Annotated in this window: 28 protein-coding genes; 15 read left to right on the plus strand and 13 right to left on the minus strand. The window is 55.1% G+C overall.

Annotated features, from left to right (window positions below):
• Window positions 1-31: 31 nt before the first annotated feature.
• Window positions 32-577 (minus strand): oligoribonuclease, encoded by a 546-nt coding sequence (gene orn, locus HNQ59_RS13295; RefSeq protein WP_184040291.1) that lies wholly within the window; start codon window positions 575-577, stop codon window positions 32-34.
• A 73-nt stretch (window positions 578-650) separates the two neighbouring features.
• On the opposite strand from orn, the gene HNQ59_RS13300 reads away from it, so the two are divergent.
• Window positions 651-1,895, plus strand: coding sequence for a M48 family metallopeptidase (locus HNQ59_RS13300; RefSeq protein ID WP_184040294.1), 1,245 nt, complete (start codon window positions 651-653; stop codon window positions 1,893-1,895).
• Between the two features lie 129 nt (window positions 1,896-2,024).
• Window positions 2,025-2,897 (plus strand): ribosome small subunit-dependent GTPase A, encoded by an 873-nt coding sequence (gene rsgA, locus HNQ59_RS13305; RefSeq protein WP_184040297.1) that lies wholly within the window; start codon window positions 2,025-2,027, stop codon window positions 2,895-2,897.
• Window positions 2,898-2,982: 85 nt separating this feature from the next.
• Here rsgA and HNQ59_RS13310 read toward each other — a convergent pair whose 3' ends face one another.
• From HNQ59_RS13310 to HNQ59_RS13320, 3 genes are all read right to left on the minus strand, one after another.
• The gene (locus HNQ59_RS13310; RefSeq protein WP_184040300.1) at window positions 2,983-4,773 is read right to left on the minus strand and encodes an acyl-CoA dehydrogenase C-terminal domain-containing protein; all 1,791 of its coding nucleotides are present in this window, start codon (window positions 4,771-4,773) and stop codon (window positions 2,983-2,985) included.
• A gap of 226 nt (window positions 4,774-4,999) precedes the next feature.
• Window positions 5,000-5,938: an electron transfer flavoprotein subunit alpha/FixB family protein gene (locus HNQ59_RS13315; protein ID WP_184040303.1), complete on the minus strand. Its 939-nt coding sequence runs from the start codon at window positions 5,936-5,938 to the stop codon at window positions 5,000-5,002.
• A gap of 2 nt (window positions 5,939-5,940) precedes the next feature.
• Entirely contained in the window at window positions 5,941-6,690 is a 750-nt protein-coding gene (locus HNQ59_RS13320; protein ID WP_184040306.1) for an electron transfer flavoprotein subunit beta/FixA family protein, read from the minus strand.
• Between the two features lie 371 nt (window positions 6,691-7,061).
• Between HNQ59_RS13320 and HNQ59_RS13325 the strand changes: the two genes are divergently transcribed.
• The 3 genes from HNQ59_RS13325 to HNQ59_RS13335 all read left to right on the plus strand — a co-directional run bounded on the left by HNQ59_RS13325 (window position 7,062) and on the right by HNQ59_RS13335 (window position 9,595).
• Window positions 7,062-7,487, plus strand: a complete 426-nt coding sequence (locus HNQ59_RS13325; RefSeq protein ID WP_184040309.1) for a MaoC family dehydratase — start codon at window positions 7,062-7,064, stop codon at window positions 7,485-7,487.
• Window positions 7,488-7,708: 221 nt separating this feature from the next.
• Window positions 7,709-8,512, plus strand: coding sequence for a serine O-acetyltransferase (gene cysE / locus HNQ59_RS13330; RefSeq protein WP_184040312.1), 804 nt, complete (start codon window positions 7,709-7,711; stop codon window positions 8,510-8,512).
• A gap of 129 nt (window positions 8,513-8,641) precedes the next feature.
• Entirely contained in the window at window positions 8,642-9,595 is a 954-nt protein-coding gene (locus tag HNQ59_RS13335) for an acyltransferase family protein (protein WP_184040315.1), read from the plus strand.
• Window positions 9,596-9,600: 5 nt separating this feature from the next.
• On the opposite strand, the gene HNQ59_RS13340 is transcribed toward HNQ59_RS13335, so the two are convergent.
• Entirely contained in the window at window positions 9,601-10,086 is a 486-nt protein-coding gene (locus tag HNQ59_RS13340) for a low molecular weight protein-tyrosine-phosphatase (protein WP_184040550.1), read from the minus strand.
• A gap of 225 nt (window positions 10,087-10,311) precedes the next feature.
• Here HNQ59_RS13340 and rraA point away from each other — a divergent pair, with 225 nt between their 5' ends.
• The 4 genes from rraA (at window position 10,312) to HNQ59_RS13360 (ending at window position 13,374) form a co-directional block, all read left to right on the plus strand.
• Window positions 10,312-10,788: a ribonuclease E activity regulator RraA gene (gene rraA, locus HNQ59_RS13345; RefSeq protein ID WP_184040318.1), complete on the plus strand. Its 477-nt coding sequence runs from the start codon at window positions 10,312-10,314 to the stop codon at window positions 10,786-10,788.
• An 84-nt stretch (window positions 10,789-10,872) separates the two neighbouring features.
• Entirely contained in the window at window positions 10,873-11,853 is a 981-nt protein-coding gene (gene moaA, locus HNQ59_RS13350; protein WP_184040321.1) for a GTP 3',8-cyclase MoaA, read from the plus strand.
• A 59-nt stretch (window positions 11,854-11,912) separates the two neighbouring features.
• Window positions 11,913-12,440, plus strand: a complete 528-nt coding sequence (locus tag HNQ59_RS13355) for a DUF1993 family protein (RefSeq protein WP_184040325.1) — start codon at window positions 11,913-11,915, stop codon at window positions 12,438-12,440.
• A gap of 184 nt (window positions 12,441-12,624) precedes the next feature.
• Window positions 12,625-13,374, plus strand: coding sequence for a lysophospholipid acyltransferase family protein (locus HNQ59_RS13360; protein ID WP_184040327.1), 750 nt, complete (start codon window positions 12,625-12,627; stop codon window positions 13,372-13,374).
• 76 nt (window positions 13,375-13,450) lie between these two features.
• Here the strand turns inward: HNQ59_RS13360 and HNQ59_RS13365 are convergent, their stop codons facing one another.
• Both HNQ59_RS13365 and HNQ59_RS13370 read right to left on the minus strand, forming a co-directional pair.
• Entirely contained in the window at window positions 13,451-13,834 is a 384-nt protein-coding gene (locus HNQ59_RS13365; protein ID WP_184040330.1) for a hypothetical protein, read from the minus strand.
• A 309-nt stretch (window positions 13,835-14,143) separates the two neighbouring features.
• A complete protein-coding gene (locus tag HNQ59_RS13370) occupies window positions 14,144-16,825 on the minus strand; it encodes a bifunctional acetate--CoA ligase family protein/GNAT family N-acetyltransferase (RefSeq protein ID WP_184040332.1) in 2,682 nt (893 codons plus the stop codon).
• A gap of 234 nt (window positions 16,826-17,059) precedes the next feature.
• Between HNQ59_RS13370 and cysS the strand changes: the two genes are divergently transcribed.
• Both cysS and HNQ59_RS13380 read left to right on the plus strand, forming a co-directional pair.
• A complete protein-coding gene (cysS, locus tag HNQ59_RS13375) occupies window positions 17,060-18,436 on the plus strand; it encodes a cysteine--tRNA ligase (protein ID WP_184040334.1) in 1,377 nt (458 codons plus the stop codon).
• On the plus strand, window positions 18,402-18,953 hold the full coding sequence (locus HNQ59_RS13380) for an NUDIX hydrolase (protein WP_281397221.1): 552 nt from the start codon (window positions 18,402-18,404) through the stop codon (window positions 18,951-18,953). The genes cysS and HNQ59_RS13380 overlap by 35 nt, the downstream gene beginning before the upstream one ends.
• Before the next feature lie 78 nt (window positions 18,954-19,031).
• On the opposite strand, the gene HNQ59_RS13385 is transcribed toward HNQ59_RS13380, so the two are convergent.
• Entirely contained in the window at window positions 19,032-20,156 is a 1,125-nt protein-coding gene (locus tag HNQ59_RS13385) for a patatin-like phospholipase family protein (protein ID WP_184040338.1), read from the minus strand.
• Window positions 20,157-20,327: 171 nt separating this feature from the next.
• Between HNQ59_RS13385 and ybaK the strand changes: the two genes are divergently transcribed.
• The 4 genes from ybaK (at window position 20,328) to HNQ59_RS13405 (ending at window position 22,780) form a co-directional block, all read left to right on the plus strand.
• Window positions 20,328-20,813 carry a Cys-tRNA(Pro) deacylase gene (gene ybaK / locus HNQ59_RS13390; RefSeq protein WP_184040340.1) on the plus strand — a complete coding sequence of 162 codons (486 nt, stop codon included), beginning with the start codon at window positions 20,328-20,330 and terminating at the stop codon, window positions 20,811-20,813.
• Window positions 20,814-20,995: 182 nt separating this feature from the next.
• On the plus strand, window positions 20,996-21,622 hold the full coding sequence (locus HNQ59_RS13395; protein WP_184040342.1) for a CoA pyrophosphatase: 627 nt from the start codon (window positions 20,996-20,998) through the stop codon (window positions 21,620-21,622).
• A gap of 285 nt (window positions 21,623-21,907) precedes the next feature.
• On the plus strand, window positions 21,908-22,387 hold the full coding sequence (locus tag HNQ59_RS13400) for a hypothetical protein (RefSeq protein ID WP_221320244.1): 480 nt from the start codon (window positions 21,908-21,910) through the stop codon (window positions 22,385-22,387).
• A gap of 48 nt (window positions 22,388-22,435) precedes the next feature.
• Window positions 22,436-22,780, plus strand: a complete 345-nt coding sequence (locus HNQ59_RS13405; RefSeq protein WP_184040346.1) for a hypothetical protein — start codon at window positions 22,436-22,438, stop codon at window positions 22,778-22,780.
• 120 nt (window positions 22,781-22,900) lie between these two features.
• Here HNQ59_RS13405 and HNQ59_RS13410 read toward each other — a convergent pair whose 3' ends face one another.
• From HNQ59_RS13410 to rapZ, 5 genes are read right to left on the minus strand one after another with little or no spacing between them, the layout of a single operon-like run.
• Window positions 22,901-23,554 (minus strand): flavin prenyltransferase UbiX, encoded by a 654-nt coding sequence (locus HNQ59_RS13410; protein WP_246490998.1) that lies wholly within the window; start codon window positions 23,552-23,554, stop codon window positions 22,901-22,903.
• A gap of 1 nt (window position 23,555) precedes the next feature.
• Window positions 23,556-24,038: a surface-adhesin E family protein gene (locus HNQ59_RS13415; protein ID WP_184040349.1), complete on the minus strand. Its 483-nt coding sequence runs from the start codon at window positions 24,036-24,038 to the stop codon at window positions 23,556-23,558.
• Window positions 24,035-24,526, minus strand: coding sequence for a Gx transporter family protein (locus HNQ59_RS13420; RefSeq protein ID WP_343074280.1), 492 nt, complete (start codon window positions 24,524-24,526; stop codon window positions 24,035-24,037). The genes HNQ59_RS13415 and HNQ59_RS13420 overlap by 4 nt, the downstream gene beginning before the upstream one ends.
• 7 nt (window positions 24,527-24,533) lie before the next feature.
• The gene (locus HNQ59_RS13425) at window positions 24,534-24,908 is read right to left on the minus strand and encodes a NusG domain II-containing protein (RefSeq protein ID WP_184040355.1); all 375 of its coding nucleotides are present in this window, start codon (window positions 24,906-24,908) and stop codon (window positions 24,534-24,536) included.
• The gene (gene rapZ / locus HNQ59_RS13430) at window positions 24,909-25,745 is read right to left on the minus strand and encodes an RNase adapter RapZ (protein ID WP_184040358.1); all 837 of its coding nucleotides are present in this window, start codon (window positions 25,743-25,745) and stop codon (window positions 24,909-24,911) included. It abuts the gene before it with no gap.
• Between the last annotated feature and the right edge of the window lie 150 nt (window positions 25,746-25,895).

Below are 25,895 nucleotides of genomic sequence, written 5' to 3' on the forward strand. Positions count from 1 at the left end.
GCGGGGTGCCCCGCCTTGCTGGTACGACGGATCAGAGCTTGATGAAATGCTCGCGGTAGTATTTCAATTCTTCGATTGATTCATAGATATCCGCCAACGCCTCGTGCTTGCCGTGTTTCTTCAAGCCTTTGGCCACCTCGGGTTTCCAGCGCTTCACCAACTCCTTGAGCGTCGATACATCCAGATTACGATAGTGGAAATAGGTTTCCAGGCGAGGCATCCAGCGTGCCATGAAGCGTCGATCCTGGCAGATGGAGTTACCACACATCGGGCTCACCCCACTCGGGACATGCTCCTGCAGGAACGCAATCATCTGCGCTTCTACCTGCGCCTCGTTCAATACCGATGCCTTGACCCGATCGATCAAGCCCGATCGGCCATGGGTATTCTTGTTCCAGTCGTCCATCGCATCCAGCACGGCATTGTCCTGGTGCACGACCAACACCGGGCCTTCCGCCACTGTATTCAGCTCACTGTCGGTAATCACGACGGCCAGCTCCAATACTTTGTCCGATTCCGGCACCAGGCCCGTCATTTCCATATCGACCCAGATGAGGCGGTTTTGATCTTGTGGCATACTCATTTCCTTCTAACGCGAGTTGATTCTCGCACAGTTCCCATTCAAACGTCATTGACACCCGTTTTCACGCATGTCCACATTTACGTCCATTTTCATCGCCGCGATTGTACTCACAACCATGCTCCGTTTGTGGCTTTCCTGGCGCCACATCCGGCACATTGGCCAACATCGCGGGCAGGTACCTGACGCGTTTGCCAGCCAGATCCCACTGGCAGACCATCAGAAAGCAGCCGACTACACACAAGCCAAGACACGGCTCGGCATGATCAGCACCCTGATCGACGCAGGCGTATTGCTTGTCTTTACGCTGGGCGGCGGCATCGAAGCGCTGCATCAGTTCTGGCTGGCCGAGCTGGGGCAGACCCTCTGGCAGGGCATTGCCATGTTGCTTTCAGTATCGTTCATCAGCAGCCTCATCGGCTGGCCATTGTCAATGTATGCCACTTTCGTGATCGAAGCCCGGTTCGGTTTCAACCGCACCACCCTGGCGACGTACATCACGGATCTGATCAAACAATCCCTCCTCGGCCTGGCCTTGGGCATCCCCTTGCTGTATGCCGTATTGTGGCTGATGGGCAAGATGGGCGATCACTGGTGGTTATATGTGTGGGTGGTCTGGACTGCCTTCCAGCTCGTCCTGTTGGCGGTCTATCCCACTTGGATTGCACCCTTGTTCAACAAATTCTCACCACTGGAAGAGGGCCCGATCAAGGCTCGCATCGAAGCACTGCTGACTAAATGTGGCTTCACCAGCAATGGTTTATTCATGATGGATGGCTCCAAGCGCAGCGCACATGGCAATGCCTATTTCACAGGCTTCGGCAAGAGCAAGCGCATCGTGTTCTTCGACACCTTGTTGACCCAATTGGAACCAGCCGAGATCGAGGCCGTGCTGGCGCACGAGTTGGGGCACTTCAAACATCGCCATATCATCAAACGGATCGTCTGGAGCTTCTTTTCCAGCCTGGCCATGTTCTATGTGCTTGGCGTATTGATGCAGCAGCCCTGGTTTTATCAGGGACTGGGCGTAGCCAGCCAAGGGACGGCATTGGCCTTGCTGCTGTTTTTCATTGCAGCACCGGTTTTCCTGTTCCCGCTGACACCATTGGGTAGCCTCTATTCACGCAAGCACGAATTTGAAGCTGACCGATATGCGGCGGCGCAGGCTGATGCCAAGGATCTGATCAGCGCGCTGGTAAAAATGTACCGGGACAATGCCTCGACGTTGACACCCGACCCGCTGCACTCCACCTTCTACGACTCACACCCGCCCGCATCCATCCGCATTGCCCACCTGCAAGCGCAGCAGATTTGATCGGTCGGCCCACTGGTGGCTGCGCCAGTGGGCCGATTACCAGCCCATTGCGCCGACCCGCCACCTGTTTTTACCTGACACAGCCACATGCCTTGATACAATGCACCATTCCCATCCTAGGTAGCATGCATGACCCAAACCGCCGAAGGCCAAATCGTTGCGAGCCATGGCCGCTCATTCCGCGTGCTGGTTGACCAGCAGATCTACGAATGCACCACCCGCGGCAAACGAACCGATCTGGCTTGTGGTGACAAAGTAACGGTCAGGATCAGCAACCAGCAGCAGGCTGTTATCGAACAGGTTCTGCCACGCCAGAGCCTGCTGTATCGAGCAGATGATTGGCGGGAAAAATTGATCGCAGCCAATGTCAGCCAAGTGGTGATCGTGGTCGCTCCCTTCCCGAGCTTCAGTGAGGAATTCCTGGGGCGCTGTCTGGTTGCTTGCGAAGCTACCGATATCCAGCCATTGATTGTGCTCAACAAATGCGACCTGCCAGAGGCGGAAACGGCCAAAGCACAGCTGGCACTCTATGAAACCCTGGGCTATCGGCTGCTGCCATTGTCCGCCAAACAGAGTGTCGCATCGCTACAGCCCCTGCTGACAGGGCATACCACGGTGTTGATTGGGCAATCCGGCATGGGCAAATCGACCTTGATCAATGCCTTGCTGCCCGCCGCCCAGGCTCGCACGGGTGATATATCGCTGGCGCTGGATTCCGGCAAGCACACCACCACCCATGCCACGCTGTATCCGCTTGATGCGGAAAGCGCCATCATCGACTCGCCCGGCATGCAGGAATTCGGTCTGACCCATGTGTCAGGCGATCAGCTGGCCCACTGCTTTCCGGAGCTCCGCCCCTACATCGGTGAATGTCGTTTCGCCAACTGCCGTCACCTCTCCGAGCCCAATTGCGCGATTTCACAGGCGCTGGCAACCGGCACACTCACTGAGCGCCGGGTCATGTTGTATCGGAAGCTCCGACAGTTGATCGACAAGAAATAAATAGGGATGCCGGCCTGGCCCCCCTCAAGAACACTGCGTTGGCCGAGGCAATGCCCTGGCCAACGCCCCCCTTACCGGACCAGGATCAGAACTGGTCGTCCGGCAAGGCCAGCGTGCTTTCCGCACCTTGCGTGATCTCATAGCCGTATGCCAAGGCTTGGCTGGCAATGTGTTCAGCGAAGAAACGCGCCGTAATCAGCTTGTTCTGGCAGAAAGCTTCGTCTGCGCCCCCTGCGGCCAGCTGCTGCTTGGCAATCAATGCTGACTTGGCCAGCAACCAACCCGCCAAGGTCACGCCCATCAACATCAGGAAAGGAACCGAGCCCGCTGCCGCTTGCTTGGGCTGTTGATCGAATCTGGCGAGTAGGAAATCCGCTGACTCTTTGGCGGCCAACGCAGCCTGTTTCACCCCACGCTGAATCGCAGCCAGCGTCGGATCATTCTCCTGCCCCAGCGCGACCAGGGTTGCATCGATTTCCTGCAACAAGGTAAAGCAGGTCAAGCCTTTTTCCGAGGCAAGTTTACGGCCAATCAAATCCATGCCATGAATACCAGTCGTGCCTTCATAGATGGCGGTGATCCGGGCATCACGCATATGCTGGGCGGCACCGGTCTCCTCAATGAAGCCCATGCCACCATGTACCTGCACGCCCAGCGAGGTGACCACATTGGCCACTTCGGTATTCCAGCCTTTGATGATCGGAATCAAGAAATTGATCAGATATTGATTCTTCTGGCGCTCCGCCGCATCTGGGTGCTTGGCGGCTTTATCAAGCGCCGCACCGCCGAAATAGGTCAAGGCACGCATGCCCTCGATATATGCGCGCATGGTCATCAGCATGCGGCGCACATCCGGGTGGCGGATGATGGCCGCAGGCGCAGAGTTGTCCGAGCCCAGCTCACGAGACTGGATGCGGTCTTTGGCATAGGCCACGGCTTTTTGATAAGCACGCTCTGAGATCGCCATCCCCTCCACACCCACGCCCAGGCGGGCATGGTTCATCATGGTGAACATGTAGGCCAAGCCCTTGTTAGCCTCACCCACCAAGTAACCCACCGCACCACCATTGTCGCCATAGCTCATCACACAAGTGGGCGAGCCATGAATGCCCAGCTTATGTTCGATCGACACACAGTAGGCATCGTTGCGCTTGCCCAGGCTACCATCGGCATTCACCAGGAATTTGGGCACTACGAACAGCGAAATCCCTTTCACGCCAGCAGGTGCATCGGGCAGGCGTGCCAGCACCAGATGGACAATGTTGTCCGCCATGTCATGCTCACCCCAGGTGATGAAGATTTTCTGGCCTGAGATCAGATAGCTACCATCTGCCTGTGGTATCGCCTTGCTGCGCACCTGCGCCAGATCCGACCCGGCCTGCGGCTCGGTCAGGTTCATGGTGCCGGGCCATTCCCCGCTGGACATCTTGGGCAGATAGATGGCTTTCAGCTCGTCCGATGCATGGTGATCCAATGCCTCGACAGCCCCCAAGGTCAATAGCGGGCACAGCGAGAACGCGAGATTGGACGCACACCACATTTCTTCGGTCGCCATGGTCACCAAAGCTGGCAACCCTTGGCCACCAAACTCGACCGGTGCACGCATGCCCACCCAGCCCGCGTCGCGGAACTGGTGATAAGCCTCCTTGAAACCCTCAACCGTGGTCACAACGCCATCCGCCAATTGGTGTCCCTTGTCACCCAGCTTGTTCAACGGTGCCAGGATGGCAGAGGCAAACTTATTGGCCTCCTCCAAGATCGCATCGACCAGCTCAACGCTGGTGTCCTCGTTACCTGGCAAGGCCAGGACTTCTTCCAGCCCGGCAATCGCTTGCAGCACGAATTGCTGGTCTTTGATCGGCGCGGTGTAGGGCATGCTTCTCTCCGTTTTCAAATCAGTACAGGGTCCAATCCATCGACTGGCAAAAGGCGTAAAAAAGGCACAGGCAGCTCAAACTCCCTGTGCCCATCAGGTATCGACGGCCAGGCAATCTGGCGTTTTCCACCTGTTTATTTTTGTTTATATGCCGAGCTGGCAAGTGTGGGGTGCTTGCCCACCGGCTTCGGCCCTGCTGACAAAGGCGTCTGCTGGGCCCGGATTATTATTTGGACAACTCTGCAATCAACTCCGGCACCACGGTGAACAGATCACCCACCAAACCATAATCCGCCACCTGGAAGATCGGTGCTTCTTCGTCTTTATTGATCGCGACGATGACTTTTGAGTCTTTCATCCCTGCCAAGTGCTGGATCGCGCCGGAAATGCCGACTGCCACATACAGCTGTGGTGCCACGATCTTACCGGTCTGGCCGACTTGATAGTCGTTCGGTGCATAACCGGCATCCACAGCCGCACGAGAGGCGCCAACCGCTGCACCCAGCTTGTCCGCCAAGGGCTCGATCACGGCTTTGAACTGTTCTTCCGAGCCCAGCGCACGGCCACCCGACACAATGACCTTGGCAGCAGCCAGCTCTGGCCGATCAGACTTGGTCAGCTCTTGGCTGATGAAAGCAGATTTGCCGGCATCGGCAGTAGCCGCAATGTTTTCGATGGCGGCATTGCCACCGTCAGCAGCAACCGCATCAAAAGCCGTAGTCCGGACGGTGATGACTTTGATCGGGTCAACCGATTGAACGGTTGCAAACACGTTGCCTGCGTAGATCGGGCGGACAAAAGTGTCTGCCGATTCAACCGCGATGATGTCGGATAACTGAGCAACATCCAACAGGGCGGCCACGCGGGGCAGGAAATTCTTGCCATAAGTGGTGGCGGGCGCCAGCACATGGCTGTAGCCCTTGGCCAGACCAGCAACCAGATCGCCCAGGTTTTCGGCCAGGCCGTGAGCAAAGTGTGCGGCATCTGCAACCAGCACTTTGGCAACGCCTGCAATCTTGGCTGCCGCTTGTGCAGCGGCAGCGCAGCCCTGCCCTGCCACCAGCAGGTGAACCTCGCCGCCCAACTTGGCAGCAGCGGCAACGGTGTTCAACGTGCCGGATTTGATCGAGCCATTGTCGTGTTCTGCAATAACCAGGATGCCCATGTTCAGATCACCTTCGCTTCATTCTTCAGTTTTGCCACCAGCTCGGCCACCGAGCCCACTTTCACCCCTGCGGAACGCTTGGGTGGCTCAGCCACTTTCAAGGTCTTCAGGCGCGGAGCGACATCCACACCCAGATCAGCCGGCGTGGTCTTGTCGAGCGGCTTTTTCTTGGCGGCCATGATGTTCGGCAGCTTCACATAACGTGGCTCATTCAGACGCAGATCGGTCGTCACTACGGCGGGCAGATTCAGCTTGACCGTTTCCAGGCCGCCATCGATTTCGCGTGTCACATTCAGCGAATCAGCTGTCAGCTCGACCTTGGAAGCAAACGTCCCTTGCGGCATGCCAGTCAACGCAGCCAGCATCTGGCCAGTCTGGTTGGAATCATCGTCGATGGCCTGCTTACCCAGGATCACCAGCTGCGGCTGCTCTTTATCGACGATCGCCTTCAAGAGCTTGGCCACGGCCAGTGGCTGCAGATCCACATCAGTCTCGACCAGGATGCCGCGATCCGCGCCCATGGCCATGGCAGTCCGAATCTGCTCTTCACATTTGCCAGAGCCCATCGATACCACCACGATCTCGGTGATCTTGCCCGCTTCTTTCAGACGGACCGCCTCTTCCACCGCGATTTCATCGAATGGGTTCATCGACATCTTGACATTGGCAATATCAACATCGCTGCCGTCGGCCTTGACGCGAACTTTCACGTTGTAATCCACAACGCGCTTAACTGCGACTAGAGCTTTCATGATTCTCCTGCTTTGATCTGAGGGCAGCAGAGGCTGCCGTGAATGCCTGAGCGCGGGAGGAAGCCGCGCCCGATATATTGAGGGCTTGTTGGGATCGGTTCTACTGCGTATTGGAGAACCGATGGCAACAAACCCTAGAGCCTATCATGAGCGCCAAAGGGTGTCATGGTGCGGCCCGCCTGCATGACGGAACATTTTTGTGCTTTACACAAAAATCAAACAAGCGTTTGATTTATACACCAACGCTTTTCAATCGGCAACTGAAACTTTGCTGTTTTAAACGATAGTTTGAAACGCCCGCATTTGCGTTTTCCAGATACGATCCGGACAATAAGTGACTACCTCAACCGCTATCAGGAAAGCATCCATACATGAGCACCGTTTACATTGAAGACATGGAAATCGGCCAGACTGCCGAATATGGCAAGACCATCACCGAGGCAGATATCGTCATGTTCGCGGGGGTGACTGGCGACAACAATCCCGTCCACATCGATGAAGAATATGCAGCCACCACACCGTTTGGCACCCGCATCTGCCATGGCATGTTGACTGCCAGCCTGATCTCGACGGTATTGGGTACCCGCCTGCCCGGCCCTGGTACCATCTACCTGAGTCAATCAGCCAAGTTCAAAGCGCCGGTCAAACTGGGTGATACGGTAAAGGTCCGGGTCACTGTCAAGGAGCTGGATCGCGCCAAGAAACGGGTGACGCTGGAAACCAATTGCTACGTCAAGGACAAGTTGGTCCTGGAGGGCGAAGCGCTGGCGATTGCACCAAGCAAGCCGGCAGCGTAAACTGGCAAACACTTCCGTTGTGAGTTATCTGGCCGTCGTCAGGCGGCCCCAAAGACATGCCCACCCACTCCATTTCTCTCGTGATGTTCGCCCTGTGTGCATATTGCACACGATGTTGATTGACGCCTGCTTCACTCCATTCCGTTCTACCATTTTGTCAGCAATGCCGCATGGTGCAGGTGTGCCCATGTATGCGGCTCGATCAGCGAGTGTAAACAGTCATGAGTCAATCACAGCATTCAACCGACCACATTTGGGACACCATCCGTCAGGAAGTCGAAACAGCCGTTGCCAACGAGCCGATCCTGGCCAGCTTCCTGCATATGACTGTGCTACGGCACAAGTCGCTGGATGATGTCATCGCCTTTCACCTCTCCAGCAAGCTCGCCACCAGCACGATGGATGCTCGCACCTTGATGGAGCTGATTCGGGAAGCGCTGGATGCCGACCCGCAAATTGGTGAAGCCATGCGGGCAGACATCCAGGCGTCGTTCGACCGAGACCCAGCCTGCACGACCTTTTCCACACCCCTGCTGTATTACAAGGGCTTTCATGCCCTGGCCAGCTATCGCATCATGCATTGGCTGTGGCAACATGGCCGCCAGACACTGGCCTTGTTCCTGCAAAACCGTATCTCTGAAGCATTCACTGTTGATATCCACCCGGCAGCGCACATTGGACGAGGGATCATGTTGGATCATGGCCATGGCTTTGTCGTGGGCGAGACAGCTGTCATCGAAGACAATGTCTCGATCCTTCATAATGTCACACTGGGCGGCACGGGTAAGGAAACCGGCGATCGGCATCCCAAGATCCGCTCGGGGGTGTTGATCGGTGCAGGCGTCAAGATTCTGGGCAATATCGAAGTGGGCCGTGGCGCGAAGGTTGGCGCAGGCAGTGTGGTGATCGAACCGGTTCCGCCGCATGTCACTGTGGTGGGCGTGCCCGCCAAGATCGTCGGCATGGCCGACTCCGCCGAGCCGGCCTTGGATATGAATCAACGGTTTGACTGTCGAGGCCGCTGATGACACCCGCAGCCTGAATGGGCAGGGTCTGCAATGCGGTGGCATGCCGCTCAGGCCGCCACCTTGACAGGGTGCATGCATCACCTTGACTTGAACTACTGCTCGTCAGCCATTCAACGCGGATATCACATGGCCTTCACTCAAGATGTCAGTCGCAATTTCGAAACCGCCAAGGTATTAGCCATTCTGGTCGTTGCCAGCGGGCATTTCTTCCCTGCCTCTGCCTATTGGGTGATTGTCTCGGTGGCCTTGTGTATGTTCGGTTTTGCATCCGGCTATTTCACCGCGCAACACTATGGCCCATCACCAACGGTCTGGCCGTTCATCCGCAATAAGCTGACCCGCCTCGGGCCTGACTTATTGGCTATCAATCTACTGTTGTTGGTAGTGTTCATTGCAAAAGGTGAAGACCACATACTGAGCTGGCAGTCGCTGATTGGCATGCTGGGATTGACCGGCTTTCTGAACTGGCTCCACCTGCCCAACCCCAGCCCATTCGGTGGCGGTTTGTGGTACTTCACCCTGCTACTGGTGTTCTATGTGTGCTACCCAGCGCTTGCCAAATTACTCCGCCCCGGTGCCATGGGCGCCATATTGACGGCAGCCCTGCTGGCAGGGGCCTTTTTCCTGACGCATTACGTGCCATACGGGCACATGCTGTGGCTGACAGCCTTCGCATTCTGTTTTGGGGTCGCCTATGTCAATCAAAGCTGGCAAGCCAATATCCGCAACACGCTCAGTTTCATTGCAGTGGCCATGGCGGTGGGTGGTATCGCCAAATTTGGACTATCACTACCGATCAATTCCTTGATGGTGATCACGGTCTTATCCATCATGGCATTGCAAGGCTTGTTGTCATTGAGACTCCCGGCTTGGTGCCACGCGCCATTGAAGCCATTTGGCCCGTGCGTGCTGGAAATCTACTTCCTCCACACCCACTTGTTCGTTCACCCCACCGGCTGGGCTCCAATCGACTTTATGATCTCACTGCTGGTGATTCTGGGCGCATCCTATGCCACCAAACAAATGGCGCTGATCTTTCAGCGCCAATGGTTTCCTGCCAAGGCACAGCGGGCCGCCTAGGCGGCCTAGGTGCCGGTCAATTGCTTACGCAGATCGCTCAACAGCCCAGCGGAGGCATCTTCGATCAGATCGAGCACATGCTCGAAACCACCGCCACTGCCGTAGTAAGGGTCTGGCACCTCGCGCTCTTCGAAGTTGCGAGCATACGCCAGAAACAGTTTGACCTTGTGCTGCAATCCCTCTGGGCAGATACGCAGCAGGTGCCGTAAATTCTGTTCGTCCATGGCCAACACCAGATCGAAGCGCTCGAAATCGGCAGTCTTGACCTGCCGCGCGCGTAGTCGGCTCAAATCATAACCCCGGCGCCCTGCTGCGGCACATGAGCGCGGGTCGGGGGCTTCGCCGGCGTGGTAGCCATGCGTGCCAGCTGAATCGATCTGAATGCGGCGAGCCAATCCGCCGGTTTCCACAAAATAACGGAAAACACCTTCTGCCGTCGGTGAACGGCAAATATTCCCCATACAAACAAACAAGACTGAAATACCACTCATTGCATTTGACAACCCAATTGAAACAGCACTGAACTTACCACCGTCATAGCGAGGAATCAAACACTTGGCAAGTACCATCATGGCGCGTCCACCTGCCGCCCTGTGCCAGCTCGATGTAAGGGGTGTTCGATCTGATTGATTTCGCTGTTGCAATGCAGCATCCTTATCATGCAAACCATTCACCTCTGCGCCACACACATCGATAGCTAACCCCAGGAGACCGACATGACCTTTCAAACCGCTGACTTGACCGATGAACACGCCAATCTTCAGGTAGCCACACCAATGTTCCAGCGCTATGGCAAAGCAGCCCGATTCCAAGGCGAGATCGTCACTGTGAAAGTGTTCGAGGACAACGTCCTCGTCAAAGACACGCTCAGCGAGCCCGGCCAGGGCAAGGTATTGGTAGTCGATGGTGGCGGCTCGCTCCGCTGTGCCTTGGTGGGGGATCAGATCGCCGCCATGGCAGTCAAGAATGGATGGGCAGGCATCATCGTCTACGGTTGCATTCGTGATTCTGCTGTGATCAATGATCTGGAAATCGGCGTGCGGGCGCTCAATACCCATCCGCTCAAGAGCGTCAAGCAGGGTGCAGGCTATCGGCAGATCGCAGTCGCCTTTGCCGCAGTCACCTTCCGGCCAGGTGAATTCGTCTACGTGGACGAGGACGGCATAGTCCTTTCGGCTACTGCCCTGCTGTAAGAAATCGGCCTAGAATACGACTGAACATTCGCACGTATAGCCTTGTGGCAGGCGCGTGGGATTTCAGTTTTGAAAGGGCATGCGATGGCAGCGTTGACAGATCGATTCGGCAGGCAAATTGATTATTTACGCCTGTCTGTGACCGACCGCTGTGATCTACGCTGCAGCTATTGCATGCCTGCGGGATTCAAAGGATTCGAAACACCATCGCATTGGCTGACCTTTGACGAGATCGAGCGCTTGATTGGCGTATTTGCCCGCCTGGGCGTCAGCCGTGTCCGGCTGACCGGTGGCGAGCCGCTGCTGCGGAAAGATCTACCGATCTTGGCAGGGCGGTTGGCTGCACTGCCGGGGCTGGACGATCTGTCGCTGTCCACCAATGCCACCCAATTGGCGCACCATGCCCAGGCGCTGAAGCAAGCTGGGATTCGCCGCCTCAATGTCAGCCTGGATTCGCTCAACCCCTGTAAGTTTGGCCAGATTGCAGGTCGGCCCAGTTTCGATAAAGTGATGGCAGGCCTGATGGCGGCCAAGGCGGAAGGCTTTGCACCGATCAAGGTCAATATGGTGGCGATGAAGGGTGTCAATGATGATGAAATCGACACCATGGTCGAATTCTGTCACGCCCATGGCTTTGTCCTGCGCTTGATCGAGGCGATGCCAATGGGTGACACCGGGCGCCATACCCAGTATCTTGACCTGCAACCGGTCGCCAATCGCTTGAAGCAACGATTCCAGCTACAAGAAGTCGCCGTCCCGCTAGGCGCGGGCCCGGCACGCTACCTTGCCAGTGCGGATGGTTCGTTCAACATCGGGTTCATCACCCCGATCTCTCAGCACTTCTGCGCCACCTGTAACCGGGTCCGGCTGTCTGTCGATGGCACCTTGTACATGTGCCTTGGGCAGGATGAGAAAATGGAGTTTCGCCCCATGCTGCGCCAGGGCGCAAGTGATGCCGACCTGGAGGCCGCCATCCGCGCTGCCATCGAGCTGAAGCCCGAGCGGCACGAGTTCAAGGAAAAGCCAGAGAAAGTGCTGCGGTTCATGTCCATGACCGGGGGCTAGGCGCTGATGACTGGCGTTGGCGTTGACCGCGAAACATATTGACAACGTCGAGGCCCACCTTGCTGTCTTACCAATCCGCCATCCCTGTCTTACAACACTACCTGAACAACATGCTGGAGCTGATCCAGCAAGCGGAAAACGCCATCGCTACGGGCCTCCATACCGAGCAGGCTCTGCTCAGTGCGCGGCTTTCACCGGATATGTTTGGGTTGGCGGATCAGCTCTGTATCGCTTGTGGCTTTTGCCTCAGGGCTTGCTACCCACTTGCGGGTCTGGATATCCCCGAGATACCACCGAGCCCCCTGCATCTGCAAGGGCTCAGACAACGTGTGGCGGCTACTCAGGCATTGCTGGCCGCCCTGCCTGACTCCCTCGCCACACCGCCCACCCAGGTAGTCACCCAAGCAGGGCTGGCAGAGCACACGCTGCCGTCAGCGGTTTACCTCGCGCACTATGCCCTGCCCAACTTCTTCTTTCACCTGTCGATGGCCTATGCCATTCTGCGCCAAGCTGGCATCCCGGTCAGTAAAGGGCACTTTGACGGCTTTCATCATTACCCTACCGGCTTTCAGTTCCATGATCAGTAGCTCATTGTGACCCACGACCATTGATAAGGGCGGCATCCAAACGCGCATCCCGCCCCCGACTCAACCAGCCTGCAACTACGTTTTCACAAGTACAGCCAGGCAAGATTGCCTATAGTCAAGCCATGAAGACCTTGTTCATCTGCCTTGACCGGATGCTGTGCTCTTCCACCCCTGGATGGGGCGGATGATGCTGATCATTCTGCACTGGCTACGTATGCTGATCGGCTGGCTGGACTTGGCCATGTTCACCTTGTTCATGATCTTGATTGCACTGCTGCCTCGCACCCTGGTGAGCCGTATCTATCCGCTATTGTTCCACGCGTGGTGCCGTACCTTTGTACGGGCACTGAATGTGGACTTGCGTTTACATCAAAAGAACATCAAGCCCCTGCCCCGCCAATATATCCTGATTGCCAATCATCCCTCGGCCTTTGAAGACGTCGGCATTCCGGCATTGTTCCCAGTGGTCTCGCTGGCCAAGGCAGAGGTCGCGAATTGGTGGATTGTCGGACGGATCGCGGTGGCCGCCGGCACTTTGTTTGTACAGCGTGAATCAGCAGAATCACGACAGGCTGCATTGCAGTCGCTGATCGATGGCCTGAAGGCGGGCAAGAATATCTGTCTGTATCCCGAAAGTGGCTGTAAAGGACGCCGTCTGTTCAAGCTGTTCCGCTATGGGGCATTTGAAGCCAGCTTGCGCTCTGGGGTGCCGATTCTGCCGGTATTCATCCACTATGAGGCTCAGGAGGATTTCGAATGGCAGGAACCTTGGACGTTGCTCGACAAGTTACGCCATTTCATGACCACGCAGAACAACCGTGCCAACTATTACGTATTCGATGCCATCCACCCTGCCGATTTTGCCGACAAGCAGCAGTTCAGCGACCACGTCTATAAACAATATCAGACATGGCAACAGAAATACCTGGAATGATCCAGGCTGAATCAATTAGGGCCATCAATGAAAAAGCGCACCATAACGGTGCGCTTTGTGGTCGATCCCTGATCGCTCAATGCAGCCACTTGTCGTAGTCTTCCTTGCGGCGGCCAAACCCATGGCGCTGTTCATAGCCGCTCAAGAACAGATTCATCAGGAACATTTCACGATATTCCTCATCAGGCTGCGCACGTCGGTCATTCATGCGGCGATCATAATACTGCTGTTGCTGCATTTGCTGCTGCTGTTGTTCGTAGTAATAGCGTTGCTGCTGCTCGGCATAATTGCCATCTGCCTGCTGATCATAAGCAGCGCCTTGCGGATAGGAAGACGACTGCGGCTCCCTTTGCGCATCATAGGCATCGCCATAACGTTCTTCGGCGCCTTGCTCGGCTTCATAGGGATATTTCTGTTGCGAGTAGTAATGCTCACCAGGCTGCTGAGGGTAAGTCTTCATCTTGAGTATCCTCCTCGTACTGGAATTCGCACCGGCATCAAGTTGGCTGCCCCGATGCGCATCGCGAAAGACAGGTGACCAGCGGTGAATGCGTCTGATCACACGTTGCAAGGCAGCGTGCTGCACCGCATTCACATGAATTGGTCTGGAATTTGCACAGCACAGAATACGACGACATCGAAATCTCAGGTACGACCTGATATGCCACGCCAGATATATCGACCACCCGACATGGAAACCACCGCATCAACACCGTACAGATTGCCTACGTTTTGAGCATAGGTTACCGGCCATGGTTCCACAACCACATTACAAAAATTTGATAGCCAGCTTCAGCGTGTTGTCCTCTCGATGCGGCTGAATCTCAAAACCCAGCTTTTCCATCAGCTTGAGCATATTGCCATTCGCGGCAAAAATCTCACCGACCATCAGTTTGAAGCCCTTGTCCCGTGCGGCATCAAACAGTTGCTCCATCAACAAGGTGCCGACCCCCTTGCCTTGCCAGTCGTCCGCTACCACCAGCGCAAACTCGCAGCTTTCGCCATCCGGGTTGGCGGAAAAACGGGACACCCCGATCTGGCGCTCTGCGCCATCGCGGTCGATCAAGGCGATCAGGGCAATTTCACGCGCGTAATCCAGCTGGGTCAGGCGAACCAGCAGGCTGTCCGGCAGTTGCTTCATCGTGTTCATGAAGCGGTTGTAGCGAGATTCCTCCGATAGCGCACGCACAAACACCTGCTGCATTTCCGCATCCTCGGGTCGCATGGCACGGATATGGACGGGCGTGCCGTCTTTGGCGGTCGCGTCTTTGCTGAGATGCGTTGGATACGGGTGGATCGCCATGTGCCCATACTGGCCGCCCTGGGTGGTAAAGGGCGCAAGGACGATGCGGGCGTCCAGTGCAATGGCGCCATTTTCGTCCGCAATCAGGGGGTTGATGTCCATCTCGCGGATGGCGGGTAGCTCGCACACCATTTCCGACACGCGCAACAAAACCGCTTTGACCGCATCGAGCGGCACAGGCGGGTAATTACGGAATTCCCCCAACAGCTTGCTGACCCGGGTTGATTTGATCATCTTGGCAGCCAGAAAATCATTCAACGGTGGCAACGCCACCATCCGATCACTGACAATTTCCACCGTGATCCCGCCCGATCCAAATGCAATCAATGGGCCAAACACCGCATCATGGGTCACACCCACCATCAGCTCGCGCCCAAACCGTGATTTGACCATCGGTTGAATGCTCACCCCTTGAATGCTGGCATCTGGTCTGCGCAACCGTGTGCCTTCCATGATCTGTTGAAAGGCATCACGCACCGCATCGGCATTCTTGAGGCCCAACACCACACCGCCAACATCTGTTTTATAAGTGATGTCGATTGAATTGATCTTCATCGCCACCGGATAGCCGATACGCTCAGCCACGGCCACAGCAGCATCCTGGCTGGTTGCCGGCTTGCAGGCTGCAATTGGCACATGGAAGTAGGACAACAGCTGCAGCGCCTCGTGGCCTTGCAGCACGCGCCGCCCCGCAGACAAAGCCGATTCTATCAGCGCCTTGGCTTCCGCGATCCTCGGCGGGGCCTCGCGATGGGCAAGCGGCCCTGGCACCTGCATCAACAGCTTCTGGTTACGTTGGTAGACAGCCAGCGCAAAAAACACCTCCACAGCGTTTTCAGGGGTGCGATAGTGCGCCAGACGGTTATCGACAAACACTTGGCGAGCCGCATGCACCTTGGCCTCGCCCATCCACACCATCAGCAGCGGCTTGCTGAACTCCTTACGCAATTTCACCATCAGCTGCGCCGTTGCGACGGCATCAGTGTGGATCTGCGGCGTAAAAATCACCATCACCGCATCCACACCAGGATCTTTCAGACACGCCCGCGTCGCCACCTCAAAACGCTCAGGTGGCGCATCACCAATGATGTCCACCGGGTTCGAGCCCGACCAGGCAGGCGGCAAGGCCTGATCCAGCGTTGTAATAGTCTCAGCAGAGAGCTTGGCGACCCGCACCTGCAGGTCAGCCATCCGGTCTGCAGCCATCACACCCGGCCCGGCCCCATTGGTCACCACCGCCAGTCGCGGCCCAGCCACCCGGTAATTCGAGGTAAGTACCCGTGCCGCCGCGAACAGATCCGCCACGGAACGCACCCGCACCGCACCCGCACGACGGATGCAGGCCTCAAATGCGTCATCACTACCCACCATGGCGCCACTATGCGTGTAGGGGCTCTGCAACACCATCCCGTTGCGCCCGGCCTTGATCGCGATGACTGGCTTACTGCGTGCGGCGGCCCGCATGGCGCTCATGAAAATACGCGCATCACGGATACCTTCGATATAAAGCAGAATGGCCTGCGTCTGATGATCATTGACCAGAAAATCCAGCGTCTCGCCAAAATCGACATCCACCGTCGCACCCAGTGAGACCACGCTCGACAGGCCGACGCCATTGCTTTCCGCCCAGTCGAGAATCGCCGTGGACAACGCCGTGGACTGCGACACCAACGCCAGGTTGCCAGGTTTGATCTGCCCTGAATAATCCGAAGCATTCAACCCCAGCTCAGGCCGCATGATGCCAAACAGATTGGGGCCAAGCAGCCTCAACCCATGGATACGGGCGTGCTGTCGCGCATCGTTGAGGCCCTTGACATGCAACGGATCTGTCAGATTCAAGCCCTGGGACAATATCACCGCAGCCTTGACACCTTTTTTCGCACAATCAGCAACCACCTCCGGTAATGCCGCAGCGGGCGTTGCGATCACAGCCAGATCGACATCTGTCTTGATCTCACCGACACGGTGGAAAACCGGCAACCCATGCACCGTCTTATGCCGCTTGTTGACCGCATACAGATCACCCTTGAACCGTGCCGACAACAGATTGCGCAACACCACATCACCCAAGGAGCCGGGCCGCTCGCTGGCGCCGATCACAGCAACCGACCTGGGGGCAAACAGTGAACTCAGATAGTGCGGGCCCATACAAGGCTCCTGGTTGAATAGATGGTTCAGGATCGTACCAGAAACACTTTACTTCATATTTATCTGGATCAAGTAAGCCCGTGCTTACAGAAATTGCTGACGCACGTTACTGGCCATCCAGCAAATGCAATGGGCAAAGGCTGCGTTCACGCGAACTTTTGATAGAATCATCGGTTCCGGTTTATCCATGCCCTGATTGCATGCCGGAAAACCCATTGCTCATTAAGGAACACCATGTTAAGCCTATACAATACGCTGACCCGACAGAAAGAAGTCTTCAAACCGATTACCCCAGGCCACGTGAAAATGTATGTCTGCGGCATGACGATTTATGACTACTGTCACCTCGGGCACGCACGCATGTTGACCGCTTTTGACATGGTGCAACGCTGGCTGCGCGCATCAGGTCTGAATGTCACCTATGTGCGCAACATCACCGACATCGACGATAAGATCATCAAACGAGCGGCTGAAAACGGTGAATCGATCCAAGCCCTCACCACCCGATTCATCGATGCCATGCATGCGGACCTGTCCAAGCTCGGCGTACAGAGCCCTGATTTCGAGCCACGCGCAACAGAGGACGAATCCATTGCAGGTATGTTCTCGCTGATCCAGAAATTGATCGACAAAGGATTGGCTTACGCTGCGGACAACGGTGACGTCTACTATTCAGTCCATTCATTCGAAGGCTATGGCAAGCTCTCCGGCAAATCACTGGACGACTTGCGTGCAGGCGAACGTGTCGAAGTCGATCCACACAAACGTGACCCACTCGACTTTGTGCTCTGGAAAGCGGCCAAACCAGGCGAGCCCAGCTGGGAAAGCCCTTGGGGGGCAGGCCGCCCTGGGTGGCATATCGAGTGCTCCGCCATGAGCGAACGGCTGCTGGGCGCACAATTCGACATCCACGGCGGCGGCCAGGATCTGCAATTCCCGCACCATGAGAACGAAATCGCGCAATCAGAAGGCGCCCACGGGCACGGCTACGCCAACTACTGGATGCATAACGGCTTCCTGAATGTGGACAATGAAAAGATGTCGAAATCGCTCGGCAACTTCTTCACCATCCGTGACGTATTGAAGGAATACGACCCAGAAGTCGTGCGCTTCCTGCTGCTGCGCACCCATTACCGCAGCCCGCTGAACTACTCGCAAGTACACCTGGACGATGCCAAGGGCTCACTGACACGCCTCTACACTGCGCTGAAGAACGTCCCGCCAGCTACCGTATCCATTGATTGGAGCAATCCATACGCCAAACGCTTCCAGGAAGCGATGAACGACGACTTTGCCACCCCGGAAGCCATCGCGATCCTGTTTGAGCTGGCGGGAGAAGCCAATCGCACCCAATCCGCACAGGAAGCAGGGCTGCTGAAAGTGCTGGCCAACCTGCTGGGCTTTCTGGAGCGCGACCCACAGCACTTCCTGCAAGGTGGCGAAACACAAGATGGCCTCAGCAACGCAGAAATCGACGAGTTGATCGCACAGCGCCTGGCCGCTCGGCAAAGCAAGAACTGGGCTGAATCAGATCGGATTCGCGATACACTGAAAGATGCAGGTATCGTATTGGAAGATGGCCCTCAAGGAACCACCTGGCGTCGTGTTTGATTCAACCTTCACACCAACCCGACCGAACCGCTTAGCGGTTCGGTTGATTGTCCTATCTCCGGACAATCGCATCCTGCTGATTCGTTATCACGACGATCCCCCTTTGCACGTCAACCATCCAGAGCTGACAGACTATTGGTGCACCCCTGGCGGCGGCCTGGAACCCGGCGAAACCCACGAGCAAGCCGCAGCCCGTGAATTGATGGAGGAAACGGGACTCCATGGCAAAATCGGCCCGGTCATCGCCAAGCAGAAACGCTTCATCCGTTACCCGGATAGTGCATATATCCAAGAAGAGCAATACCACGTGGTCCGGGTTCCTCATACCCACGTCGAGCCGACCGCACTGGAGCCCAATGAGCTACTGGAAATCCAGGAATTCAGGTGGTTTTCAATCGATGAGCTGGCAGTGCTGGCACTACCAGTGATTCCATTTGAATTCCCTCAATGGCTGAAAGAAAATCTTTCAGCCATTGTCCAGGGTAATGATGTCATGGAGTGCAGCTGGGTTTTGTAGCCTGGGCTTCTACACCCGAACCAATCCCTGTGGGGCACGCTGCAATGGGAAACACCAAGCAGCCCATTTGAACTCACTTCAGGCCACGGCTACCATCTGATCGCTCAGTTTGGTTCTGCGGCCAATTTTCATGGGCTTGATCTGGTCATCAAAGACAATATCCAGCTGCTCCGCATGCTGCTCACAGAATGCCAAGCCCGCATTGAAGCCTATCCGGAACAATTTGCCCAGATTGTAACTTGACCAGTCCAGTACCTCTGGCAGATGGTATTCAGGAATATCGAATGGCACTTTCAGCAAGGTGCGAATCGGCTTGCCGCTGGCATCCCGATTGTATTTGAGCTCGAACAGCTCTGTGTCATTGCGGGCAACGTCCACCAAGGGGGCGATGATCGATAGCGTATAAGCATCCCAGAGGTTTCTAGGCTCGCGGATCAATTTGTCGCTGCTCAACACGTCAAACACGACGATGGTGTCAATATCTGCGTGTTTGCCCCCTTCCGCCTCCAGCAGCCCTTTGTAATTCAAGCAATCCACGACGGCACCTTCATAGTATTTCTTGCCATCGATCTCGCAGGGCGCGTATAGGAATGGATAGGACAAGGCGGCCTGAAAGTGCTTCTGGGTGATTTGATCCTTACCCCAGATTGTCATTTCTCGGTCGGTGATGTTGTAGGCGTTCACATAAAGATCAGGCCGAATCGAGGGCAGCGCATCGAAATCAACCAGGTGATCGATAAATGGAACATGGGCACACAGCCCTTGGCTGTTGGGATTGAGATCTGTCGGGCAGGCTACCGCCATCATCAACTTCATCCAATCATCCACAAAACCAGCCAACCGATTTCCGGCACGTTGTTGCTGCAATAGCTGCATCATGGGGTTGGCAGCCAGGAGCTGCCGGAACATGTCCGCTTGGTGCCCGGGTTTGTTGAATACCTTGTAGTTCACCGGGAATGCCTGGTAGATGGCATCGGATACGCCAAGCTCCATTGTGCTACGTAATGCATCGGCAGGGGTGCCATGTTTTGGTGCCGTGTACAGCAATCCAATGGTTGCACCTGCCCCCGAGCAGGAAATCACATCGAATTCAGCACCTTGCATATCAAATGCCAGTAGTGCACCTGACATGAGGGTGGCATTGGGTGCACCACCACCCAATATCAATGCTTTTTTGTTTTTTACTTTTTCTTGCTGAGTCATACCTTCGCTGCGGCTGGACGCGCCTAAAAAATGTTGCAGCGCAGCATTCTAATTTTTCCATGCGCATTAATCAATATAAAAACGTCATATGCCATCCAACTATGGAGATGCCTGGCCTTACATCCCATCCCATCGATAAAATATCCATTTTTGAACGGCGTTATTTCAAACATGTCCACTGAAAAATTCCCAGTCACCCCGGCCATTCGCGTACTCAGGGAGCGCAACGTCGTTTTCTCTCATCACCCATACCAGTATGAGGAACATGGCGGTACAAGCACCTCCAGCAGGGAGCTTGGCGTGGATGAACATGCGGTCATCAAAACGCTGATCATGGAAGATGAGCAGAAGCGCCCTTTGATTGTCCTCATGCATGGAGACTTTGAAGTCTCCACCAAGAATCTTGCGCGGATCATGGGTGTGAAAACCATCACGCCTTGTGCGCCAGATGTGGCCAATCGCCATTCTGGGTACATGGTCGGCGGTACTTCGCCTTTCGGCACCAGAAAACCCATGCCGGTTTATATGGAGCGCTCTATCCTGACACTCCCCAAAATCTATGTGAATGGGGGGAAGCGTGGCTATCTGGTGGGCTTGGACCCAAAGCACATGGAGCAGATCCTGAAGCCCACCTTGGTTGACGTGGCCACCCGCTAGTCGTCTCTCATATGATCCAGGTTCGTAGCCATCTGCATGGTGTCCAGACACAAGATTTCATACTCACGAAGCCTATACCATGTCCAGCAACCGCCCATATACCGTACATGATTGGCATAGGTGTGACATAGTCTGGCATTCCTGGTACTCAGGCTCTATTGACCGATCTGGACTGTTTAAAAATGAATTTTGAAGAACTATATGACTGGCTTGACAAAGCCCTCTCTGCACTACAACCCGGTATCATCAATGGGGACAGGTTGCACGAGGTCAATCAGCCATTGGTGCCTGCCGCCGTCCTGGTGCCCATCATCTACCACCCCACCCATCCAACACTGCTGCTCACCAAGCGAACACCGCATCTATCAAAGCATGCTGGCCAAATCAGCTTTCCCGGTGGCCGGGCAGAGCCTTTTGATACCAATGCACAAGCCACCGCCCTGCGAGAAGCGGAGGAGGAAATCGGCCTCTCACCGTCTTACGTGGCACTGCTTGGCCAGCTTCCACAGTACATCACCATCTCCGGCTTTCTGGTCACACCCGCTGTGGGGCTGATCAGACCTGGCTACACACTGAAGCTGGATGAACATGAGGTGGAAAGCGTCTTTGAAGTGCCACTCAGCCATATTTTGAATCCATCGCATTATGAGACCCACCCCTATCAGCTGGGCGGCCAACACGGTCACTATCACGCCATACCCTATCGGGAACATTTCATCTGGGGTGCCACCGCAGCCATGCTGCTTTCACTATGCAAATGTATTAATTTAGAGAATCCTGACAAACAGGGCTGGCATCTCCGCTTTTAATACCTTAGACTCAAGTTGAATGTGTATTTTTTTTGAATATTCGGGCATTTGAATTGATCCACTTGTCAGGTGAGGCGAAGCAGCAGCACCGCCCAATTTATTCAAATTGGAAAGCACGGGTGTTAATTGAAAATGACAACAACATTTAGCAATGAATACCTGCTGATCAACAAATAAAATGCAATACGAATAAAAATAGAAAAATCACCGTGTTTGATTTTTCTCGATTGAACTTTATGATATTGATAACGCTCTCACGTCGGGCCGGTGTCAATTCGGTGTGATATGTTAAAACCTTGCCATTGCCCATCCACTCCTCCCGCCGCCAACCAGGAAAATATCTTTTCCGGTGAAGGCGGAGATATGTGGGGCCACATGGCTCGGTACTGGTGGCCAATCTATGATCGTAGCTGGTTGGCCGGGTTGGAGAGCAGCCTTGAAAGCTCGCGTGATTATTATCTGGCGAGTGTTCAAGCCCAGTTGCGTCTGGCAAGCGTATCCGATCAATTTGTCGGAACGACACGGCAAAGCGTGCTTGATTTTTTGGATCAACTGTCGCAGCAGGCCCCAGCAGCGTCAAACACATTGACGCCCATCCACTCAGCCCTTGAGATGAGTGGATGGGCTTATGACTCACTGTCAAAGGCTACTCGTCAGGTCAGCAAATTTGCCAATACCAATTTATCAGCGGCGATGGTCAATGCGGTCAAGCATGGGTACCGAGAGGTATTCCATTTGCCCCATTTTCCTCAACGAAAATCATGAGCATTTTGTGCTATATACAAAGAGCGAAATAGTAGGTTGTATACATCAATGAAAACAGCAATTGTCATTAATCTTGACTATGAGCGGTTTGGCTATGCACTTTGCAGCCAATACTGGAACCAAGTGACATCAGTCATGGAGGCATCTGGTTTCATCTTGAATAACCGGATGTTTTTGACCAACCTCTCACCTGATGAAGCGTATAACAACGCCCGTTGGGTCATCAATCAAATTGATGAATTGACGCGACATAATTCAGTCAATCTATCACAGACCATTCGTGAGTTTTACGGTCTGGATTACACACAAGTCACCAATCTTTTAACACCACCAACCAGTACGATCGCTGTTGAATTCATCGACAACGAATTTGTATCCCAGTCTGTGAACTAGGTTCTGTTGGCATCGCTCAATCTGACCATGCCATGACAATGCTCAGCGGTGTTGTTTGTTGTGAATGCAATGAACAATACCGACTTGGTATATATCAAAAAGCCACAGCCAATACGTTACTCAGCCCCACCGTCGAATCAGATCGTTTCCAATGTGAAGATGGTCGAGTATGCGGGCAACCACGAAATCGATGATGTCCAGTACCTTTTCCGGGTGGTGATAGAAGCCAGGATTAGGTGGCAGGATGACGGCACCAGCTTTTGCCAACTTCAGCATGTTCTCCAGATGGATCACTGAGAACGGGGCCTCTCTCGGCACGACAATCACCTTCTTCTGCTCTTTGAGCATGACATCGGCAGCCCGCTCGATCAGGTTATCACTCATGCCGGAGGCGATTGCGGCCAGTGTCCCCATGGTACAGGGACAGATCACCATGGCATCGGCAGGGCTTGATCCTGATGCAACAGGTGCAAACCATTCCTCTCGGCCAAAAACCCGTAACTTCCCAGGTAGATGATCAAACTGACTGGCCAATGCCACTTCTACATCCGCAGCCCGGGTGGGCAAGGCCCAGTCCATCTCTTGGCGAGCCACGACTTGCGCCACTTGTGAATACAGCAGCCATACTTCGGCACCGCTCGCCAAAAGGCACTGCAGCAATCGAGCCCCATAGGGCATGCCAGAGGCGCCGGTCAATGCCAGCGCGATCCGCTTGCCTGGCGCAGCACTGACACTTGGAGTCTGCTGCAGCATGGCTTGATATTGTGCTTGCATGCTAGGGCTTTCTCTCGTTCTCGATTGGTGTGGCAGGCTCGACAGTCGGGCTCTGTGCTGGTGATGCAGTATCTGGCCGGCTCGTGGTGACAGGCTGTCTTTTCTGGCCAATCAAACGACACATTGCCACTTCCAGCTGGTCGGCCAACGAATCAGGCATGATGGTGGTGGCCTCTTTGTCAGCACCAGTGGATTGATCCAAGGGCTGCCCAAGGCGATCGAACAGCACCCAATTCAATGTCAATAAGCTGTGCTGCGTGCAATCCAGGCGCTCACGGAACAACCCGCTGGCAGCTTGCCCTTGGCGCACCACCTGTGGCGAACTGAAGACCACTTTACGCCAATAGGTCAGCACGGTGCCATCTATCAGGATGCGGGACTGGTCAATGCTATGCAGATTCGGATCATTCAGCCGTAACGCCTGCCACTCTGCAGCCTGTGCCACACCAGCAAGCAGACCGAGCCAAAACAGATACTTTTTCATGAGGAGGGTTCATTCAGCAGTTTTGCGACAATCAGCCCGTTGACCCAGCCAAATATACAACCAAATGCCAACAAGACGGGGAGCAATATTTCCACGACACGCACCGGCACCAGCCAGCAATACGCAACCCATACCTGCCCGCCAATATGCGCCAGCGCAGCACAGGTGCTGTAGGTGATTGGCCCGAACCAGCGATCTGGTAGTACATGGCACAGTCTCAGCATCATCAGGCTGGCCATGCTGCCAGACAGTGCCAGGAAAAAGCCCGGCGTCATGAAGCTACCGAACAGGAATGCACCTGCCAAAACACGTAACAGGGCTACCCAGGCCGCTGCACGCCAGCCATGGCGGTACATGACCCATAATACGATGATATTGGCCAAGCCGGGTTTGACCCCAGGTATGGGTGAAGGCAGGGCGTTTTCCAGCAAGGAAAGCAGAACCGCTGAGGCGGCCAGACTCGCCAAGTGGCGATCACGGGGGGTCACAGATAGTTCAATAGTTGAGCGAGTCATAGCGATGTGCCAATCCTGTCAGCTCAATACTGGTCTGATTCGGGAGACAAAGTGCCATCTCACCCACCCGTGTCAGCCACCCCCTCAAGACGCAATACTGGCGAGGGCTCGGGTCTTGGCTGATCCGGGCGCGGCCAGGTGCGATTTCAATCACGGTCTGGCCCAACGGCCCCTGAACTGACAAGGTGTGTGGCTGATCCAATGCAAGTCTGGCGACTGTCTCACCCCGCGCTCGCACCACAACGGCTGTTGCGGTGCCTTGCCACCAACTCCATCGCGCCACGGACACACAGAACAGCACAGCCAGACAACCGACCAACCAGTCCCCTGGTTTGATCAGCGACAGCCAACGCACTCAAGAAAGCTCACGATGGCGTACGATCACCTGCTGCTCCTCACTGAACCGCTTGCCCAGTTGCTCTGCGAAATAGACCGAACGGTGCTGCCCACCTGTGCAGCCCACCGCAATCGTCAGATAGCTCCGATTATCCTTGACGAAGCTTGGCAGCCAGCGGGCCACGAAATGCTCGATGTCCTGATACATCTCACGAACTTCCGGCTGAGCTTGCAAAAAGTCGATGACGGGTTCGTCTCGCCCGGTCAGCGGTTTCAGATCCGGCACATAATGGGGGTTGGGTAGGCTGCGCACATCAAACACCAGATCAGCATCCAGCGGTATGCCATGTTTGAATCCAAACGACTCCACGATCAAGGTGAGTCGTGACTGGTCCATCTCAACGACGGTTTTCACCCAGTTACGCAATGTATTGGCATTCAGGTCAGAGCTATCGATGCGATGCCCCAGATCGCCAATACCAGCGAGCATTTCCCGCTCCAGCCCGATGGCCTCGGTCACTGTCAATGATGAAATGGCCAAGGGGTGCCTGCGCCGGGTTTCCGAAAAGCGTTTGACCAGTGTTTCTGTCTTGGCTTCGAGGAACAGCAGCCGGACATCTACGCCCTGCGCCTTCAGTGAATCCAGCTGCTGCGGTATCGCATCCAGACTAGGCCCACCACGCACATCGATACTGATGGCGATCTTGTCATGGCCGTCTTCTTGTAAGTAACCGGCGATTTGCGGCAAAAAGGGCGTAGGGAGATTGTCGATACAGTAGAACCCGCCGTCTTCCAATACCTTCAAAGCGACACTTTTCCCTGAACCTGACAAACCACTGATGATGATGAGCTGCATCGATGTCTCTATGACTATTCAACGATAGACGGATGGATCATGCCGCAAAGTCACGTTTGGCGCTACCTTGCAGCCATCAGTCTTTTAAATGGATGTTGGTGTGCTGTAAAAATGGTTTGAACAGAATTGATCCACTGAGTTCATACTCAA

It is taken from the genome of Chitinivorax tropicus (assembly GCF_014202905.1).
GTDB lineage: Bacteria > Pseudomonadota > Gammaproteobacteria > Burkholderiales > SCOH01 > Chitinivorax > Chitinivorax tropicus.

Coding starts and splice junctions, on each gene's coding strand:
- HNQ59_RS13310 (WP_184040300.1), bottom strand. CDS start 4,773: ATGCCCTACACCGCGCCGATCAAAGACCAGCAATTCGTGCTGCAAGCG.
- rapZ (WP_184040358.1), bottom strand. CDS start 25,745: ATGCAGCTCATCATCATCAGTGGTTTGTCAGGTTCAGGGAAAAGTGTC.
- moaA (WP_184040321.1), top strand. CDS start 10,873: ATGGCAGCGTTGACAGATCGATTCGGCAGGCAAATTGATTATTTACGC.
- HNQ59_RS13385 (WP_184040338.1), bottom strand. CDS start 20,156: ATGACTCAGCAAGAAAAAGTAAAAAACAAAAAAGCATTGATATTGGGT.
- HNQ59_RS13335 (WP_184040315.1), top strand. CDS start 8,642: ATGGCCTTCACTCAAGATGTCAGTCGCAATTTCGAAACCGCCAAGGTA.
- HNQ59_RS13405 (WP_184040346.1), top strand. CDS start 22,436: ATGAAAACAGCAATTGTCATTAATCTTGACTATGAGCGGTTTGGCTAT.
- HNQ59_RS13410 (WP_246490998.1), bottom strand. CDS start 23,554: ATGCAAGCACAATATCAAGCCATGCTGCAGCAGACTCCAAGTGTCAGT.
- ybaK (WP_184040340.1), top strand. CDS start 20,328: ATGTCCACTGAAAAATTCCCAGTCACCCCGGCCATTCGCGTACTCAGG.
- rsgA (WP_184040297.1), top strand. CDS start 2,025: ATGACCCAAACCGCCGAAGGCCAAATCGTTGCGAGCCATGGCCGCTCA.
- HNQ59_RS13360 (WP_184040327.1), top strand. CDS start 12,625: ATGATGCTGATCATTCTGCACTGGCTACGTATGCTGATCGGCTGGCTG.
- rraA (WP_184040318.1), top strand. CDS start 10,312: ATGACCTTTCAAACCGCTGACTTGACCGATGAACACGCCAATCTTCAG.
- HNQ59_RS13415 (WP_184040349.1), bottom strand. CDS start 24,038: ATGAAAAAGTATCTGTTTTGGCTCGGTCTGCTTGCTGGTGTGGCACAG.
- HNQ59_RS13300 (WP_184040294.1), top strand. CDS start 651: ATGTCCACATTTACGTCCATTTTCATCGCCGCGATTGTACTCACAACC.
- HNQ59_RS13340 (WP_184040550.1), bottom strand. CDS start 10,086: ATGAGTGGTATTTCAGTCTTGTTTGTTTGTATGGGGAATATTTGCCGT.
- HNQ59_RS13315 (WP_184040303.1), bottom strand. CDS start 5,938: ATGGGCATCCTGGTTATTGCAGAACACGACAATGGCTCGATCAAATCC.
- HNQ59_RS13380 (WP_281397221.1), top strand. CDS start 18,402: ATGGCCCTCAAGGAACCACCTGGCGTCGTGTTTGATTCAACCTTCACA.
- HNQ59_RS13400 (WP_221320244.1), top strand. CDS start 21,908: ATGTTAAAACCTTGCCATTGCCCATCCACTCCTCCCGCCGCCAACCAG.
- HNQ59_RS13395 (WP_184040342.1), top strand. CDS start 20,996: ATGAATTTTGAAGAACTATATGACTGGCTTGACAAAGCCCTCTCTGCA.
- HNQ59_RS13365 (WP_184040330.1), bottom strand. CDS start 13,834: ATGAAGACTTACCCTCAGCAGCCTGGTGAGCATTACTACTCGCAACAG.
- cysE (WP_184040312.1), top strand. CDS start 7,709: ATGAGTCAATCACAGCATTCAACCGACCACATTTGGGACACCATCCGT.
- orn (WP_184040291.1), bottom strand. CDS start 577: ATGCCACAAGATCAAAACCGCCTCATCTGGGTCGATATGGAAATGACG.
- cysS (WP_184040334.1), top strand. CDS start 17,060: ATGTTAAGCCTATACAATACGCTGACCCGACAGAAAGAAGTCTTCAAA.
- HNQ59_RS13320 (WP_184040306.1), bottom strand. CDS start 6,690: ATGAAAGCTCTAGTCGCAGTTAAGCGCGTTGTGGATTACAACGTGAAA.
- HNQ59_RS13370 (WP_184040332.1), bottom strand. CDS start 16,825: ATGGGCCCGCACTATCTGAGTTCACTGTTTGCCCCCAGGTCGGTTGCT.
- HNQ59_RS13325 (WP_184040309.1), top strand. CDS start 7,062: ATGAGCACCGTTTACATTGAAGACATGGAAATCGGCCAGACTGCCGAA.